At 40.8% G+C, this 18,646-nt stretch carries 12 protein-coding genes and 1 pseudogene; 5 read left to right on the top strand and 8 right to left on the bottom strand.

Features of this window, described 5'->3' with window-relative positions; translation table 11 throughout:
* Positions 1–102 precede the first annotated feature (102 nt).
* From AC4J95_RS04180 to AC4J95_RS04160, 5 genes and pseudogenes are all read right to left on the bottom strand, one after another.
* A pseudogene (locus AC4J95_RS04180) lies at positions 103–1,120 on the bottom strand (transposase); the annotation flags it as partial.
* 36 nt (positions 1,121–1,156) lie between these two features.
* Positions 1,157–2,275, bottom strand: a complete 1,119-nt coding sequence (locus tag AC4J95_RS04175; protein WP_494548733.1) for a hypothetical protein — start codon at positions 2,273–2,275, stop codon at positions 1,157–1,159.
* Between the two features lie 187 nt (positions 2,276–2,462).
* Complete coding sequence (locus tag AC4J95_RS04170) at positions 2,463–4,220, bottom strand: ABC transporter ATP-binding protein (RefSeq protein ID WP_494548732.1); 1,758 nt, start codon at positions 4,218–4,220, stop codon at positions 2,463–2,465.
* Positions 4,217–5,941 (bottom strand): ABC transporter ATP-binding protein, encoded by a 1,725-nt coding sequence (locus AC4J95_RS04165; protein ID WP_494548731.1) that lies wholly within the window; start codon positions 5,939–5,941, stop codon positions 4,217–4,219. The genes AC4J95_RS04170 and AC4J95_RS04165 overlap by 4 nt, the downstream gene beginning before the upstream one ends.
* Positions 5,942–6,089: 148 nt before the next feature.
* Positions 6,090–7,610, bottom strand: a complete 1,521-nt coding sequence (locus tag AC4J95_RS04160; RefSeq protein WP_494548730.1) for an AcpB/EbpR/MafR family transcriptional regulator — start codon at positions 7,608–7,610, stop codon at positions 6,090–6,092.
* Positions 7,611–8,210: 600 nt separating this feature from the next.
* Here AC4J95_RS04160 and AC4J95_RS04155 point away from each other — a divergent pair.
* Together AC4J95_RS04155 and AC4J95_RS04150 are read left to right on the top strand one after the other, a co-directional pair.
* Entirely contained in the window at positions 8,211–8,990 is a 780-nt protein-coding gene (locus AC4J95_RS04155; RefSeq protein ID WP_494548729.1) for a putative ABC transporter permease, read from the top strand.
* Positions 8,991–9,183: 193 nt separating this feature from the next.
* A complete protein-coding gene (locus tag AC4J95_RS04150) occupies positions 9,184–10,374 on the top strand; it encodes a 3D domain-containing protein (protein WP_494548728.1) in 1,191 nt (396 codons plus the stop codon).
* A gap of 62 nt (positions 10,375–10,436) precedes the next feature.
* Here the strand turns inward: AC4J95_RS04150 and AC4J95_RS04145 are convergent, their stop codons facing one another.
* A complete protein-coding gene (locus AC4J95_RS04145) occupies positions 10,437–11,804 on the bottom strand; it encodes an MATE family efflux transporter (RefSeq protein ID WP_494548727.1) in 1,368 nt (455 codons plus the stop codon).
* 90 nt (positions 11,805–11,894) lie between these two features.
* On the opposite strand from AC4J95_RS04145, the gene AC4J95_RS04140 reads away from it, so the two are divergent.
* Positions 11,895–12,713 carry a MerR family transcriptional regulator gene (locus AC4J95_RS04140; protein WP_494548726.1) on the top strand — a complete coding sequence of 273 codons (819 nt, stop codon included), beginning with the start codon at positions 11,895–11,897 and terminating at the stop codon, positions 12,711–12,713.
* A 396-nt stretch (positions 12,714–13,109) separates the two neighbouring features.
* Positions 13,110–13,550, top strand: coding sequence for a transcriptional regulator Spx (spx, locus tag AC4J95_RS04135; protein WP_494548725.1), 441 nt, complete (start codon positions 13,110–13,112; stop codon positions 13,548–13,550).
* A gap of 240 nt (positions 13,551–13,790) precedes the next feature.
* On the opposite strand, the gene ahpF is transcribed toward spx, so the two are convergent.
* Both ahpF and ahpC read right to left on the bottom strand, forming a co-directional pair.
* Positions 13,791–15,329, bottom strand: coding sequence for an alkyl hydroperoxide reductase subunit F (gene ahpF / locus AC4J95_RS04130; protein ID WP_494548744.1), 1,539 nt, complete (start codon positions 15,327–15,329; stop codon positions 13,791–13,793).
* Between the two features lie 5 nt (positions 15,330–15,334).
* Positions 15,335–15,898, bottom strand: a complete 564-nt coding sequence (ahpC, locus tag AC4J95_RS04125) for an alkyl hydroperoxide reductase subunit C (RefSeq protein WP_494548724.1) — start codon at positions 15,896–15,898, stop codon at positions 15,335–15,337.
* A 774-nt stretch (positions 15,899–16,672) separates the two neighbouring features.
* On the opposite strand from ahpC, the gene AC4J95_RS04120 reads away from it, so the two are divergent.
* Entirely contained in the window at positions 16,673–18,502 is a 1,830-nt protein-coding gene (locus tag AC4J95_RS04120; RefSeq protein WP_494548723.1) for a DUF4365 domain-containing protein, read from the top strand.
* Positions 18,503–18,646 lie beyond the last annotated feature (144 nt).

Genomic DNA, 18,646 nt, shown 5'->3' with positions numbered 1-18,646 from the left:
TGATAGAGTATGGTCGTTGATTTTGTTATGAAACTAAAACTTGAAACATGAGTTTTACCTGAATCACTTATCGTACCAGGTATGTTTACGTGAAAACTAACGCTAAGTATCACAAACTGGCTGGTTTTGGAGGTCTCTTGATAATTGAGCAATAAATTTCCTAAGGATGTTATCTAAAATTATCTCATTTAAGACATATTCGCCAGTCCTCACTTCTTGAAAAATTTGAAGCAATTATCGGATTACTTCAACTACGGGTATCTCTGACAGTTCATCAATCAGGAAATAAAATAACACGCTAATCGTTCGATCGTCGATTGCTTCTCGCTCTTGAACGGCCAAGAACATGTAAACAATCGCCACCGCTGTTGTGTGCGCAAAGATGCCGTTATAAGCTAAACTTTGGTACTTCGCTAACTTCAAATATTGTTTGCACATTTTGAAATAGACCTCGATCGACCACGACGTTTCTTGTTTTGTTTGAAAATTTCTTTTATATCCATCATCTTTCCTTCGTAGCGATAATAGATTTTTTTAGTGCGTTTCACCATCGCAACACAATGACAGCCTAACGTTCTAAGCTTCTGGAATATTTTTGGACTAGAAAACCACGTATCAAACAAGATATAGTCTGCTTGAATACCTTGATTCAAGGCATATCTAACCAATTCAACGGCTGAAGAGGTCTCACAAATTTGATTCTTGCCGGAAAGCAGGGAAAATGCGACCGGAATAAATCTGTTGCCATCAGACCAACCGAGTTGCAGAAAGCGAAAGCCTTTGATGTATTTTTTCTTGGCATGATCGTATTGCAGAAATGCACCTTCTACTCTTTTCGCGTTTGTCCGTGCGTGCATGGACAAACGCGAAAATGAATACGTTCTCCGAGTATCAGCGGTCAACGTTCCGAAATAGTCACTGACCGCTTTGGCTAAAAGCAGAAGTAGTTTTTGCCAATTGATCCTAGAGTCGTTCAATAGGTTGCGGAATGTTTTATCTGAAAAAGGCACGTGACTGGTTTGTTTCCGATAAAAACGATCCATCGATCATTCAAAATAAATGATTGGACAATAAAGGAAAAAGGAACAGAACATGAAATTTTGCGATGACGTTTTTTATTTTAGCAATTGGCTAAGTTCATTATAAAATCCGCCCTTTATTTTTTTATTTTTCCACGCTCAGGTAATTCAATATTGAGCTTTAGGGCTAATTTTTCTATTCGTAACTGAGTTTCTAGGGACGAATAGTCTCGCCTGATTACTCTATAAAAAGTTTGATGAGTTTGTGAGACTTCTTTAATTGCTTGAGTCAAACTCATATGAGCGTACCTTCCAATTTTAGCATAAATCATTAGCAATCGTTCAATTTCAAGATCAGTGAGTTTGCATCCACCTCTATTTCTATTATCACCTTTCTTAAACGGCTTCAGTTGCTGCTTTTCTAAGATCTCTTTTTCCTTACGTAATTGAGAAGTAGTTTCTTGCAACTCTATGTAGTTCTGTTTCCAAATATTTGATTGTTCAAGTTGCTGATTTAGATTAGTAGATTCAATCTTCTCATTTTTCAATTCATTGCGTAACTGAGAAGTAGTCTTCTGCAATTCTACGTAATCTTTTTTCCATCTACCTGATTCTTCACGATAGTAATCATTTGACTGTTGAAGTTTTGAGACCTCATCCTTCTCATTTTTCAATTCATCCCGTAACTGAGAAGTAGTCTTCTGTAATTCTACGTAATCTTTTTTCCATCTATCTGATTCTTCACGATAGTAATCATTTGACTGTTGAAGTTTTGAGACTTCATCCTTCTCATTTTTCAATTCATCCCGTAACTGAGAAGTAGTCTTCTGTAATTCTACGTAATCTTTTTTCCATCTATCTGATTCTTCACGATAGTCATCATTTGACAGTTGAAGTTTTGTGACTTTATCCTTCTCATTTTTCAATTCATTGCGTAACTGAGAAGTAATCTTCTGCAATTCTACGTAATCTTTTTTCCATCTATCTGATTCTTCACGATAGTCATCATTTGACAGTTGAAGTTTTGTGACTTTATCCTTCTCATTTTTCAATTCATCCCGTAACTGAGAAGTAGTCTTTTGTAACTCTATATAGTATTGTTTCCAAATATACAATTGTTCTTGCTGGTAAGTTCCTAACCTCTGTAATTCACGGATTTCTTTATCCCTTTGATTTAATTCATTTAATAATTTTCTTTCAAAAGGGGTAACGAGACGTTCTTTATCGTTCCATCGTAATTTTTCTTCATTATTCATATAATCCACCTCTTTGTATTATTTTATATATACATAATAAATCATTTGTTAGGTATTGTAAATTTTTATGTGTGATCAATAAAAACAAAAAAATACTAAGAAAGAAGATGGAGGGGGGAGCTCATTCCACGGTCTTTCTTAGTGTGATTAATGAAAAAATCTGATCTAAAATGATTTGTCTAGAAACTTAGCTCTGTGAGAACTGTGCCTCATATAATTTCTTATAAAACCCATCTTTTTGTAACAGCTCTTGGTGATTACCGACTTCCAAGATATGTCCGTGATCAAGAACAAGAATCTGATCGGCGTTTTGGATCGTTGATAGACGATGGGCGATCACAAAGCTAGTATGGTTCGCCATCATGGCTAGAAAGGCACTTTGGATTTTTTGTTCGGTCAAGGTATCGACGGAACTGGTTGCTTCATCGAGGATCAGCATTGATGGCTGACTGATCATGGTACGGGCGATCGTCAACAATTGCCGTTGCCCGTCTGAAAGCTTGATGCCAGCTTCACCGACGATTGTATCTAGTTTATCTGGCAAACGCATCACAAAATCATACATATAGGCATCTTTTAATGCCCCGTAGATTTCTTCATCAGTGGCTGATTTGCGACCATAACGCAGATTGGCTCTTAGACTGCTGTCCATCAACCACGTTTCCTGCAATACCATTCCGAATTGCTGCCGGAGACTATCGCGAGTCAAATGGCGAATATCTGTGCCATCAATCGTGATCTTACCTTTATCGACTTCATAGAAGCGCATCAAAAGATTGACCAAGGTTGATTTTCCAGCACCGGTCTTGCCGACAATGGCGATGGTTTCGCCTGGTTCGACGGTTAGGTTAAAGTCCTCGATTAACGGCTGATCTTTTTGATAAGCAAAATCCACATGTTCGAAAACAACTTTTCCTTTTGCCTCAGCTAAGGTGATGGCGTCTGGATCATCGGCTTGCTCAATGGGCTCCTTCAGTAATTCAAAGGACCGATCAAGACCGGCGATGGCCGTTTGAATCTGGATTGTAATCCCAGACAATTCAATAAAGGGCTTCGTAAACTGGCTGGAATAGATTGTAAAGCTGGAAATAATCCCAATCGTTACTCCGCTGTCAGTTTTCAATGCTAGTAATCCACCCACGAGGCCAACCATCAAATAAGCGAGATGGTCAACAAAGCGTGAAGATGGGTTGGTTAATGAAGAAGCAAATTGTGCTTTTTGTCCTCGAACATAGAGCTCTTGGTTCAAGGCTTCAAAGTTCGTTTGGTTTTGATTTTCACGTTGGAAGGCTTTGACAATTTTTTGATTGCCAACCATTTCCGTAATGAATCCCGAGATTGAACCAACTAATTGCTGCTGGCTGGTAAAGTATTGCTGCGAAGTCCGAGCCACGATATAGGTGATCAAAAAGATGATCGGTGTTGCTACCAGTACGACCAGTGTCAGCGTCGGACTGAGATACAACATAAAAACTAACGCGACTAAAACGACGGTCATGCCGGAGAATACCTGATTGAAGACCGCAGAGATCGCGGTAGAGATATTGTCCATGTCATTCGTAAAGCGGCTGACGATATCGCCTTTTGAGCTTTGGTCGTAATAGCTTAAAGGCAGCTTGTTCAAATGGGTAAAGGTTTCTTCCCGCAGCTTAGCGACTGAGTCGAAAGCGACGGTATTTCCCAAACGTTGAATGAAGTATTGGCTGACGACCGTTACTAAGAAGATTCCAATAAATAATTGAAGAATCTGGAAGAGTCGCGGAAAATCAACGGCTCCTTGATTGACCATCTGATCGACAGCGGCACCGATATAGTAGGTCATTAATACGGAAGTAATCCCGCTGGCGATTCCTAAAATAATCGCCGCAATCAATTCCTTTGGATAAGCAGCGAGATAAGGGATGAACAATTTTAATGAGCGGAAAAAGCTCTTCTTCTTAATCATTGATCAGCACCGCCTTCCGCTTGAGAGTTGACCAGCTCTTGATAGAGTTCAGATTCTTGAAGTAACGCGTCATGTTTTCCCTGGGCTGCAATTTTTCCATTGTCCATTAATAGAATGGTCTCAGCGTCTTGGATCGAGCGCAGACGTTGCGAAATAATGATCACACCGCAATCGAGATCGCGTTTTAGCGCTTGGCGTAAATCTAAGTCGGTTTGATAATCCAAGGCGGATAAGGAGTCATCCAAGATCAGTAATTTTGGTTTACGGATCAATGCTCGGGCGATGGTCAAACGTTGACGCTGTCCGCCAGAGAAGTTCTTTCCGTTTTCAAAGATTGCTGTGTCCAAGCCCTTCGGCAAGGTTTCAACGAATTCACTGGCTTGAGCGATGGCTAAGGCTTCCCAGCATTCTTCATCTGTTGCGTCGGCTTTGCCCCATTGCAGATTTTCACGGATCGTTCCGCTGAATAAGACTGCTGTTTGCGGTACGATCGCGATTTCAGAGCGTAAGCTGTCTAATGCCCAAGCTTTAACATTGCTACCGGCAAAGCTGACGGTTCCTTTTGTAGCATCGTAAAAACGTGGGATCAAGCTGATCAGGGTTGATTTTCCGCTACCTGTTGCCCCAGTAATTCCAAGCACCTTGTTTTCCGCTAAAGTAAAGGAAACATCCTGTAAGGCAAGCCCTGATTTTTCTGTATAACGAAAATCGACATGATCAAAATCAATTAAAACAGCTTGTTCGTCCGCTTGTTCAATCGTACCATCATCGACTAACGTCGTATCTGTCGCGAAAACTTCATTGATCCGATTGGCAGAAGCTGCTGCCCGAGTGAAGAGCACCACTAGATTGGAAACGACGATTAACGCTAAGAGCATTTGGTTCATATAGTTGATCAAAGCCAAGACTTGCCCTTGCTCCAAATGTCCAAGATTGACTTTAAAACCTCCAAAATAAAGCAAAGCAACCACACCCGCATTCATAATCAGGGTCGTGCTAGGGGAGAGTAATGCGGAAATATTCGCCACACGTTGATTTAAACGAGAGATTTCCTCAGTTTCTTCATTAAAGTGTGCAGTTTCTGTTTTCGTTCGAGCGAAGGCGCGAATAACCCGTACCCCACTTAAATTCTGAGTCACCAGCTGATTCAACTGATCGAGCTTTTGTTGGATTTTTTTGTATAGCGGGACTGAATAGTGAATGATCAAAAAGAGAATCAAACAAAATAGCGGCAGCAGGATCAAGAAAATCAGGCCCATTTGCCAATCAATATAAAAGGCCATGATGACCGATCCGATACTCAAGAAGGGTGCGCGAACGACTAAACGAATCAGCATCGCCAAGGCCACCTGCATTTGATTGATGTCATTGGTCATACGGGTGATTAGCGTGTCTGTGCCGAAACGATTCAATTCCTTATGGGAAAAGCTGTTAATTTTTTCCATTAAGCGATTGCGCAAAACGGTACCGAAGCCCTGTGAAGCAATTGACGCGTAGTATTGACAGACTAGGGCGCAAAGCAATCCAACGATGGATAGTCCCAGCATCGCCACTGCCATCTCAATGACTTTCCCTTGATCGTGATGGGCGATTCCTTCATCGACCAATCGCGCCATGAATAGGGGCAGGATCAGTTCGAAGACGGCTTCTAAAAATTTGAAAAACGGGCCAAGGATAATCTGTTTCCGATAATCTTTGGCATGACGTAAAAGCTGAAACATATAAGTTCCTCCAATATATAAAGTAAATAATCAGCAGAATAGGATCGCTTCTATTGTAACTTACTTGTCAAACAACACCGAAACATATACTCGAAATTTTTTCCTGAACATAAAAAGAGTGACAGAAGCTTTTTCTGCCACTCTTTGATTATTCAGTTTTATCCAACTCACCTTTGCTGGAAAGCTCACTGATGGTTTCTTGGATGAAATGTCTGCTCTGATCAGTGATGAAGGGGTCGATCACAACGACCGGATAGTCTTTCGGTAACCCTTCCGAGGAGCCTGTGGTGATCAAACAGTCATAATTTTTCAGTTCTTCCTTCAGATTCGGGATACCGCCGGATAATTGTTCAAAATGAGTGATCGTGAAGTTACCATAAACACTCTCAAAGATTTGTTTTGCTAAGAAGGTTTCTTCCGTTGGCGACAAATCTGACAGTAACAAGATCTTCAGTAACTGGTCTTGACTGGCTAACCATTCCAAGCTGTATACCTCGGTGGTAATCAATAAATATACGTAGTTTTGAATATAATCGTCCTCTTGATACATGTTGTATTTATCAACAAAACGTTCAACCAGTTCTCGAACTTTTTGGACCCCTCTACTGTATACTTTGGTGGCATGTTCGACGAAGACGGAGCGATTGCGCCACAATACACCTAAGTATTTTCCATTTGGATCACATAAGTAAAAATCATTGGATAAAACGGTAGCCAGGTTAATTCGATCCTGCTTCATTAGTTTTTTTCCGAGCATTTGATTGAACTCATCCACTAAGGAAAAATGTTGTATAAAGAGTCTTCGATACTTTGGATTATCGGTCATCGCTAAGTTTCGGTGTTGGATACTGAAGACGATCGCATCTGAGAAGGTCAGCCAGAGCGTATCTCGCAGCATATCTGGTGTCAGCTCCAGATTCACCCCTTCTCTGACGGCTTTCTTCAATTTTTTATAGGAAAGCCCCATCGGCAGTACGATACCATCCGTTCTTAGCTCCTCCTTAGGAAAAGGATGGCCGCTTTTTATCCGCCAAAAACTAATGTACATATTATAGATTAGCCGTTTTTGAAATACATATTTTTCATGGATGTTATTCACCTTCACAAAATCTTCGATATATTCTTCAAGGATGTAAAAGTGGTTAGATGGCAGCTTCGGAAGGGTACTCTCGAAGGAACTTTGTCTTTCGCTGTAAAAGCGATAATAAAAGTTTCGAATCTCTCCTTCGTTTCCTTCGATCCGCAACGGACGATAGTTGAGCTCCATTCCTGCTTCGGTCAAAGTTTCCTCAATCTTTTTTAAATAGCGCTGCGTGTTAGAGGAACTGATATATAATTTTTTGGATAGCGCGGTGATACTTTCGCATTCTTCATATAGAAGCTCTTCAATGATTTGAAATTCGGGACACAGCCTTAAAAAATCACCATATAGATTGCCTAAGCTTAATGATTTATCTACGATGATTCGATAAATGCCTTTGACTTTTACAATTTGAACACTCGGTTTTTCTGAATTGATAATCTCAATATCATTCAACAAAATAGGCAGTGAACAATTAAGCTTGCTGATTAATTGATCGCTGGATAATCCCTCCCGCTGATAATACAAAAGCTCCAATAGTAACAAGCGCCTCATGTTGCTGATTCCTAGAACTGTTCGAAAATCCATCGTCATTCCCCCTCAACAGAATGCTTTCTTCGAATAATAGTTGGCTTCACTAACAACCTTCTTTTGCAAAAGGACGATCCCAATTCACTGAAATAATTAATCTATAATCTTTATTTAGCTAAAATGCATTATGTTCTCACTAAAGACAAGAATATAGTAACGATAATCACGTAAATAAAACGTTTTCTTTATAAAAATGATAAAACGAGAAGGTATCAAAAACAAGCGCTAATTGCGAATATTCTAAAAAAATAATGCTTTTTTCATTTATCTAGCGGCTGTTAGAGCTAGCGCCGTTTACACTGTATTTAGCGTCATTTGTCATGCTTCCCTATCGAAATCGGAGCAAAGCCATCCATCTTCTTTCCAACAATCCAATCCTACCGACGCTTGTTGTCACCTATTTATTAGGCTATATGAAATCGAGTTCCTTTGCCAGATCATTCAAAAACTGGACCGGTAAAACGATCTCCGAAGCAAAGATTCAGTGATTGTTTGGAGGCTCATCTTGAAACTGGCATTTTCACGCCATCCATGGAATAATTAAGTCCATGCTTTTGTATTCACGAAGCTTTCAAATTTTATAGGTGGAGGGAGAAAATGGAAAAAATATTTACCATTGTTGTGCTATTATTTTTTTGCTATTCATTTATCGGCTGGTTATGGGAGACGGTCTATTGCTCGATCAAAGCCAAACATTTTGTATATCGGGGATTCCTCTTAGGACCGATCACACCAATCTATGGTTTTGGTGTCGTTGGGGTGCTCTATTTGATTGAACCCTACCAGCAGAATATTGCACTATTGTTTATTTTGGCGCTGCTGTTGGTGACCGCGCTGGAATACTTGACCAGCTTTCTGTTGGAAAAAATCTTTCATTTAACCTTGTGGGATTATAAAGACGTTCCGCTAAATATCAACGGACGGGTCGCCGTTCCAGTATCAATCTTTTGGGGCATCGCCTGTGTCTTTATCGTTCGTATCTTGAATCCGTACCTGATGAATTTAGTCATGGGCTGGCAGCAGCGCTTTGGGATGTTCTTACCGATGATTTTGCTGATGGTAACGAGCTTTGACCTTGGATTCACTCTAGCAAACTTGGCATCACTGCGTCAGGCGATGAACAAGATGAGTGCTACGATCCAAGACAAGAAGGAACAATTGCAGGAGGATCTTGGGGAACTGAGAGTTGCCGCGGAAGAACGTCGTCAAAGCTGGATGACAGAACTCAAAGAGCAGCCTGAATGGCGTAAGCAGCTGCCGAAGCTGAATTTCCAAGAACGCCGGTTCTTAAACAGCTTTCCAAATATGAAATCTAAAGAAATAAAAAGTCCATTAGCAGAGATTCGCCAGTTATCGAAAGAACTGCGGAAAAAATAATATTACAAAAATATGACAAGAATTACTGCTTTCAATGCTTCCTGAGACTACCTTTTTAAAGGTTTTAAGGAAAATAAAACAAATGTTACTAAAACATTCTTCGTTTTGTAATGAAATGTAATATTGCTGAAACAATAAGCCCCCTTTTTTCTTATATAATAGCGAAGGACAAAGAGAAAGGTGGACTTTTTAAGTGAGAAAGCAAACGTTTGGGTTCGTTGCCACGCTATTGTTGGGTGCTAACGTACTTTTACCAGTCTTTGCACATGCAGAGTCACTGAATGAACTAGATAAAAAAGAATCCGCAATTGCTCGCCAAAGCGATAAAATCAGCGGAGAGCTGCAGATTGCGCTGAATGATGTTAATGAGAAATATCAAGAAGTGAACGTCATTCGTACAAAGATCAGCGAAAATGAAGCAACCTTAGAAAAGACCAAGGCTGACATCACCGCAACAGAACAGAAGATCCAGCAGCGTAAAGAAGCGATCGCTGAACGGATGAAAACGGCCCAAGTCAGCGGAGCTACCGATCGTTCGATCAACGCATTGTTAGAGGCAAAAGATTTAGGTGAGTTTTTAAATCGCGCGTTTGCGATGTCTGTCATCCAAAATGCCGAGAAAACAAAAGTTGCTAGTCTAGGCGAAGCCAAAGACAAGCTAACTGAGCTGAAAGCAACCCAAGAAAAAACACAAGCCCAATTAAAACAAGATAGTCAAAAGCTGGAAGCTGAAAGCTCTAAGCTAGATGAGAAGATGGCCAACTTAAAGCAAGAGCTAGCCGATAACAAGACCAGCTTAGAAAAAATCAGTCAAGATAAAGAAGTCGAGAAGGCCCGCCAAGCTGCTGCTAAAGCACAAGCGGAAAAAGCCGAAAAAGAAGCGAAAGCAGCTGAGTCTGCTAAAGCGGCGGAAGCAGAAAAAGCTTCGCAGGCTGCAGCAGCACAAGCACAGGAAAAAGCGAAAGCCGAAGCAGCAGCTTCTGCTCAAGCGTCAAAACCTGCGTCATCTGCTTCAAGTTCACAGCAACAATCAACAACAACTAGTGAACCAGCAAAAACAGAACCCGCGCAGCCAGCACCAAGCACGCCGACGACATCTGGTCGTACGATGCAAATGGAATCAACTGGGTATTCATGTGCGGAATCAGTCAACACATTCTTTACAGCGATGGGCATTGACTTACGTCAGAACCCACAGGTTGTAGCGGTTGACCCAAGTGTCATTCCATTAGGTTCAATGGTGGAAGTATCTGGCTACGGCATTGCCATCGCTGGTGATACCGGTGGTGCCATCAAAGGAAATATCGTGGATGTTCATTTCCCAACCGTTGAACAATGTATCCAATGGGGACGTCGGACAGTTACCGTTACAGTTATTAGTTAAGTCACTAAAAGAACCATTTGAAATCCTTCGATTTCAAATGGTTCTTTTTTCTCTTTTCATGCTTATGACCAATTATCCTGAGAAGCACCATTCGCTAGATTTTCATCGGTCTGTTCCACGGCTGCTTTACTTGCTTTCCTACTTTTCTTCAACAGCATCGCGAAGATAAGGGTCAGGGATTCTGCGACTAATAATGGAATCCAAATCAGCTTGGCTCCGAATAATGCCGGCAGGGCAAAGATCAACAAACAGTTGAGCACGAGTCCACGACTACAGGATATCCAGAAGGCCTGCATTGATTTTCTGATGGAAAGAAAATAAGTAATGTAGATAATATTGATCGCCGCTGGAATATACGCGAGTCCATACCATTTCAGGGCGGTATAGGCTAACGGGATCAGTGAATGATCTGTAATAAATAGTTTTAATGCGAAAGGACCAATCAAAACATAGATACTATAAAGTACAGTAGAAAGAATCAAGTTGATCAGCAGACCAGCCCGGAAGAAGTAATGGACTTTATGATTCTCTCTGCGTCCGTAGCTTGTCCCAATCAACGGTTGCAAACCTTGGGAAATTCCAAAGAAGACACCTAACATAATGACCATCATATAAGTTACACCAGCAAAGGCCGTCAAGCCCGATTCCCCTAGATAACGCAGGATTACTAGGTTGTAGCAAAAGATCGTCATCGGCTGACTGATCTGGATGACAAATTCCGGTAAGCCGCAGACAATCACTTCGCGACATTGCTTGAAGGTTACAGAAAAACGTTCGATCCGCAGAATCCCTTTCTTGCGCAGAAAATGGATTGCCAGAACTAAGCAAGAAAGCAATTGCCCCAAGCCAGAAGCGATCGCTGCTCCTTTGATCCCCATCTGCAGTGGAAAAATGAACAACCAATCCAAGAAGATATTACTGAAAGCCCCGACGATCATTCCCCAAAAAGCCAGTCCGGGACTGCCATCATTTCTAACAAAAGCATTGCCTAAGATCGATGCGGTGAAAAAGATCGAGAACAGACTGTACCATTTGATATAGGCAGCCGTTTGCTCCAGCAGTAGATCTGTCGCGCCAAATAGGCGGGCGATCTGTGTCGGCACGAAAAATCCGATCGCTGTTATCAGTAATCCCGCGAGGATCACCAGCAGCGTACTGGTCAAAAAGACTTGGTTTGCCCGTTCCTGATCCTCCTTGCCCTTGTAGATCGCCATGGCAGTCGCGCCGCCGATTGCCAGCATCGAGGCTAACCCCGTCATGATCTGCGTGAAAGGCATCGCTAAATTTACCGACGCTAAGGCACTTGTACCAACACCCTGCCCAACGAACATCCCATCCACCATGTTGTAGGTGAAAGATACCACCATCGCGCTGACCGATGGTACGACATAGCGTAAAATCTGTTTATTGTTTTCCTTGCTCACCTGCATACTTTATTTTCTCCTCTATCTGTATTGACTCGAATTAGTACCCAGTATAAACTGTATAACAATTATACAGTCAAGAGGAGTTGGGATATTTTGGGGAAAGAATGGCTTAAAATCAGTGAATTTTCCAAGCTTTCAGGTATTTCTCGGAAGCTGCTGATCTTTTATGATAATCACGGACTGCTCCATCCTGAGAGGGTAGACGAAGCGAACGGCTATCGCTATTATTCGTATCGGCAGATTGATACCGCCAGTGTGATCGTTTCTTTGCGGGAAGCTGGCATGACCTTGTCCGATATCAAAGAGTATTTGAATAAGAAGTCTCCAGAGACGCTGATTGAGCTGTTAGGGGAGCAGGCGGGGATGTTGGATCAACAGATCCGAAAGCTTCATCAAATTCAGGAAATGATTCAGTTCCGCATCCAACAGACACAAAGGGGCTTAATGAGTAAAACACCTTCGATCAGGATTGAGCAACAAGCTGCAGAAAATATCTTCCTTGGACCAATCTTGCCGGACGACTATGATCTTACGGATGGCTGGACGTATCTGCCAGCCTTTTACGCCAAATGTCAGGAGCAGGGGATTCAGCTGGGCTATACGGTTGGGACGATGGTCTCAAAGAAGAATCTGCTGAAAAGACGCTGGGATAAGCCGAGCCATTATTATTATCGTCTTTCACAGGAAAATTATCCGTTGTATCAATTAAAGCCCGCTGGAGAGTATGTTGTCGGCACGATATATGCAGATTATGGTGAGACAGGTCCGCTTTACAAGGAGCTGCTTCACTATATAGCTGAGAATGGACTGACGATCGCTGGGGACGCTTATGAAGAATACTTGATCGATGAAATTGCGGAGAAAAACAGCGGGAATTATCTGCTGCAGGTAGCCATTCAGATTATCAATTAGATGAGGCGGCTATCATTAGCTGTGAGACATTAGAGCTAAAAAAGATAGTGATAATAATAAAAAAAGGCATATTATAACATGCAATCAACTTTTGCTTTATCGTGGAAATAATTGAGTAATCTATTTAGCGAAATGCTAAACTTGTTATAAAACTTCCTATACTAAGATATCAATAACGCCTGAATAACCTATAATTAATCTATTTTCGCATGTATACCTTATTTGTATTAAATATCATTTGGAGTTATAAAAAGATATTTTACCAAGTGATAAAATGTCATTTTTTGATATTTTACGTATGTGAAAATTTAACAACACCCGAAAAATACTGTATCGTAATATGTGTAGAATAACTCGTGTTACTTAAAAATGATAAAGCAGAAAGGTGTTTTTAAAATGATTAAATTGTATACCTCATCCAGTTGTACTTCATGCCGAAAAGCAAAAGCTTGGCTGAGAGAAAATGGACTAAAATTTGAAGAAAGAAATATTATGTCTGAACCGTTGACACAAGAAGAAATCGTTGAGATTCTTTCGATGACGGAAACTGGTACCGATGAAATTATTTCAACCCGTTCAAAAGTCTATGAAAAACTAGATATCGATTTTGATGAGCTGAGTATAAGTGAGTTGGTGGCTATCATTGAAAAATATCCAAGCTTATTAAGACGTCCGCTTATCTTTGATGAAACCAAATTCCAGGTTGGCTATAATGAAGATGAGATTCATCAATTCATTCCGCGGGAAGTCCGCAGAGTCACTTCGAAGAAAATGGCCAGAGTGCTACTGTACATGGATCTGCAAAAAATGGATTTGCAAAAAGAAAGTCTTGCTTAAAGACATTATATAGATAAATCCCCATCCGGTTCTCTTGTTGGTAGGAACCGGATGGGGATTATGCGAGTTAGGCTTTTCGCAGCTTATCAAGCTTGAAATGTAGATATAGCTTTTTTATCAAGCTAATGAACAGGTAGTTTAGCCTAATCGTATGCGAAACGAGAATACGAATCATTTTTCTGGTTTTAAGAAAAATGATTACTTTATCCCGAGATAGCTGCGAGCTGCGTTTTTCGCAGCTTATCTAACTGTCTGACGAATCAAATGATCAAAGGCGCCAAGCGCGGCAGTTGCCCCAGAGCCCATCGAGATAATAATCTGCTTATAGGCACTGTCGGTACAGTCGCCTGCTGCGAAGATTCCTTCGACATTGGTTGCACCATGCTTGTCGACTAAGATTTCGCCACGATCACTCAAAGCAACAGTATCTTGCAGCCATTCGGTATTTGGCATCAGACCGATTAGGATGAAGACGCCTTCGACCTTCAAGGTATGTTCTTCATTTGTCACACGATCCGTGTAGGTCAACGCTTCGACATGTGAAGACCCAGTGATCTCTTTTGTCGCCGCATTGGTGATTACAGTGACGTTCGTTAATGAATAAAGCTTTTCTTTTAGGACTTGGTCGGCCTTCAATTCTGGTAAGAATTCCAACACATAGATGTGTTTGGCTAAGCCGGCAAGATCAATCGCTGCTTCGATCCCTGAGTTTCCGCCGCCAATAACGACAACTTCTTTGTCCTTGAACAATGGGCCATCACAATGTGGACAATAGGCGATCCCTTTATTTTTGAATTCTTTTTCACCAGGCACATTGATCGCTCGCCAACGTGCACCCGTTGAAAGGATCGCTGTTTTGGCGGTTAATTGCGCACCGTTTTCCAGCTCAACTTCGATCAAATCGTTTTTCTGGATCGATTTGGCACGTTGCCCCTTCATGATATCCACGTCGTTTTGCTTCACGTGTTCCTCTACCTGACGCATCAATTGCGGACCTTCCACATAAGGCGTCCCAATCACATTTTCGATCCCCAACGTTTCTAAAACCTGTCCGCCAAAGGTATCTACGACCATTCCAGTCTTGATTCCTTTGCGTGCCGCATAGATGGCTGAACTGGCACCAGCTGGACCGCCGCCGATCACTAACACATCAAAGGTTTCTTTGTCGGCGAATTCATCAGCACTTAGTGGACCGCTGACTTTTTCAATGATTTGTTCGATTGTCATCCGTCCGCTGTCGAATTCTTCGTCGTTTAAGAAGACGGTTGGCACAGCCATGACTTCTTTTGCATCGACTTCTGCTTGATACATACCGCCTTCGATCATGGTGTGGGAAATCTTAGGATTCAATACAGCCATGATATTCAACGCTTGCACGACATCTGGACAATTGTGGCAAGTCAAACTGACATAGGTCTCAAAGGACAATGGGCGATCAATTGATTGGATTTGCTGAATCACCGCGTCATCGACTTTTGGTGCACGACCAGCGACCTGTAACATAGCTAAGATAAATGAGGTAAATTCATGCCCCATTGGCAGACCTGCGAAGACGATGCCGCTAGCGTCCGCGCCAACTTGATTGATCTCAAAGCTTGGTGTCCGCTTCAAGTTCTTTGTTTCGATCAAAATCTTGTCATCCATCGCCGCGACTTCTGTTAAGAAATCCTCCACTTTTTTTGAATCTTCCGACTCATCCAAGCTTGCGGAAAAGACGATCTTCGACTCCAATAAAGCTAGATATTGTTTCAACTGCTCTTTTGTCTCGTTATCTAACATAGGCATTAAATTTTCCCAACTAGGTCAAAGCTTGGTTTCAAGGTTTCGCCGTCTTCTTTCCATTTCGCAGGGCAAACTTCACCTGGATGCGTGCGGACATATTGCGCTGCGCGGATCTTGTCGATCAGGCTGCTTGCATCACGGCCGATGCCATCTGCGTTGATCTCCATCGCTTGAACGATGCCGTCTGGATCAATGATGAAGGTTCCCCGCTGAGCCAAACCAGCTTCTTCGTCTAAGACATCAAAAATGCGTGAGATATGATGAGAAGGATCACCGATCATCGTGTAGTTGATCTTGCCGATCGCTTCTGATGTGTCGTGCCATGCTTTGTGGGTGAAATGAGTATCAGTTGAGCAAGAATAAACCTCAACACCTAACTCTTGTAATTTTTCATATTGATCCTGTAAATCTTCTAATTCCGTTGGACAAACAAAGGTAAAATCTGCTGGATAGAAACAAACAACGGACCATTTGCCCCGTAATACTTCTTCAGAAACCTCGATAAATTTTCCTTGACGATAAGCTTGTGCTTGAAACGCTTCAACTTGTTTCCCGATTAATGACATGAATGTACCCTCCTGTTTAATAGTGAGAAAATAATCTCGTAATTGATAAGAGTGAATCAAGAAAAACGTAAAACGACCCTCTCTTATTTAAAATAATTATAAACAAAAAGACATTCTATTGTAAATGACTTTTTTGCAGAATTTTGCGTTTTTTATCCAAAAAGATGAAAATAAATTTGGAATTTGGTTTTTTTAGACGCATATAGTTTTTAGAGAGTAGTCGCATTATTTGCTGGTAATCTTCATAATTGAGAAAAAAAATAGTGGGTGAGAAAATGAAGCGGTCATTACAATCAACAGTATAATGACATAGTGCTGCGTGCTGAGCCCCCATATGGCTGTGGTTACCGTGAAGGAATTGTCTGATGGGAATCGATCGAAGCTTTATCGACCAAGTAAGCCGAAATCCCCTAGACAAAAATAGTACCTGAAAACGGTGATGAGAAGGGGCAAATTTTTGGTCGTTGAGGTGTTTAACTTGTTGATAGTGTTTAGACAGACAATAAATCTATGCTATTTTTGATTATCTGTTTAGTTATATATTTGTCGAAAACAAGATGTTTCAACTTATATATAATTGATTATATTTGATTTTCATTTACTTGAGTAACGAAAGATGTTATTTTGTTTATAGGAATATTAATCTGAAAAAGAACTTTGTCTCATTAGAGTTGATAATCACAGGATGATTTGATTTACAAGGGTCTTTTTTTGACCAATTCTAAAATACATAATTTCTAATAGATGTTGAATTTAAGACGAGGTGGAAAATCAATGCTAATAAAAATGGAGGCTTCGCCAAAAATTGGAGCAAAGGTCGAAACATTGCTAGGCACTCGCTTGTCAGAGTACTGTACGGTGAATATCATGCATACAGATTTTGGCAACGACTTTTACTGCGTTCTTCCTCCAGATGAAGCCGGTGAGAGAAAAGAATTTTATGTTCAGTATCGTGAATTGGAACGTGTTGAGGAGCAGGATGAGTATCTGTCCTTGCGTCTTAAGACTGCGACAGTTCGCCGATGGTTAAAGAAGAGGTGTCTGACCTTTCTTTTTTATGTTGACCTTGCTCATGACGACATTTATTGGGTCGATCCATTTGAACAGCTCTTTGGAAAGTTGAAGGAGCTAGCACCTGACCAAGAGTGGATCGTCTTTGATATCCCTAAAAAAAATCTATTATCGAGAGAAGCGAAAGAGTTTCCTGATCATTTTTTTGAACGGATGGAGAAATTTGACAATTATTTGTTCAATGGAACCTTAGACCGAATCAGCAGAGATATCGAAATATCTAGGGAAGACGTGATGTTTTCAGAAGAGTTGTTGATTGACGAGAAAGAGGATTCTATCAATATCAAATATAAAAGTGTTTCTTTGAACGCGAAGTTTCCTGAAACTAATCAAGAAGGCAGCTGTTCTATCACGTTTGGCAGATTGATGAAGACGACGGATCTGGATATACACTTGAATCATAAAGAGATACTGGATTTATTCTATTTTGGCAAGGAGACAGATGCCCGACTAGGTATGAGAAGATATATTGGTCTTTATCTTGAGGATCTGGATCAATATTTTGCTGAATTTAGAAACAGTGTCGCCTATTTATATCAAAATGAAGTGGAAGAGCTGGGAATAGTAATCGACACATTCATTAAGAAATATGTTGCGAAAATCACCGATTTTTTGAAAGAGCTGCAATCATTTGCCTTTGAACCCTATTATGGAGACTACCGCAGATTTAAGCTAATGGAACTCGATGTAGAGATATGGGAGCAAATTCGAACGCATGTACAAAAGTATCAAACAGGCAACGGACCTTACGATCAAGGATATATCTTTATCCCATATGAGGATCCCAATTTCATAGGCGTTGATGATGATCAGGGGAGAGAATTATTCAGTGTTTATGGTAACTATAGACAATCCAACAAGGAGTCTGAGAAGTTAGTTGTCGATGTAGTCTGGGAGTATATCGATTATTCCCAAGAAGGCATCCAAGCAGGACCAACTTATAATGTTGCCGATACCTATGCCTTTCTTATTAATGATCTGCTGCCTAAATTCTTTACAAGCGAGCATACGGTCAAGAAAAGACGCCTCTTCGGAACAAAACTTGTTAAAGTGCACAAAACACAGACAAAAGAAGAGATTGAGAAAAAAATCTTCACTCCCAGATACAAACTAACGCAGTACCCGAACGGGAATGCCGAACTGGCCGAGACCTTCCGCTATCTTTCAAAATATTTGAAGGCGAAAGATTTTTATTCAATTGAACCAGAGGTGTTTGAGAATTTGTTGGAGGGTTTTGATACGCTGCTTCGAGCAGAATTATCGATCGGCGGAGAATCTTCAAAAGCTTGGTACCAAGAGAAAAAAAACGATCTGTTGAAAGATATAAAACAACTAAAAGCAGATCAAGAGAATCAATTTATCAGTGATGGGTATTTTCTAGCCAATATCTTTAACAAGCTTCAGATGATTGTCAAGCACTACAAAGGTTCTTTTGATGGAAAGAGAATCCAAGAAAACGAACTACTTCGAGAGTTTTCAGATTTGATTAATGAATACAATGAAGAACAGTTGATCCGACTGTTGCTTCGTTAGAAACTAAATAAAACACCTGCGAAATGCTGTGTAAGCATTTCGCAGGTGTTTTTGGCTATCGTTATTTCCACTTTCTTAAAAGGAAAGAAGCAACTCCAAAAATACAGGTTGTGATAAAGAGTATGAATAAAACAATTTTTATAA

The organism is Enterococcus sp. GPZ-007 (assembly GCF_059374735.1).
This window is presented reverse-complemented; position numbering and strand designations above follow the sequence as displayed.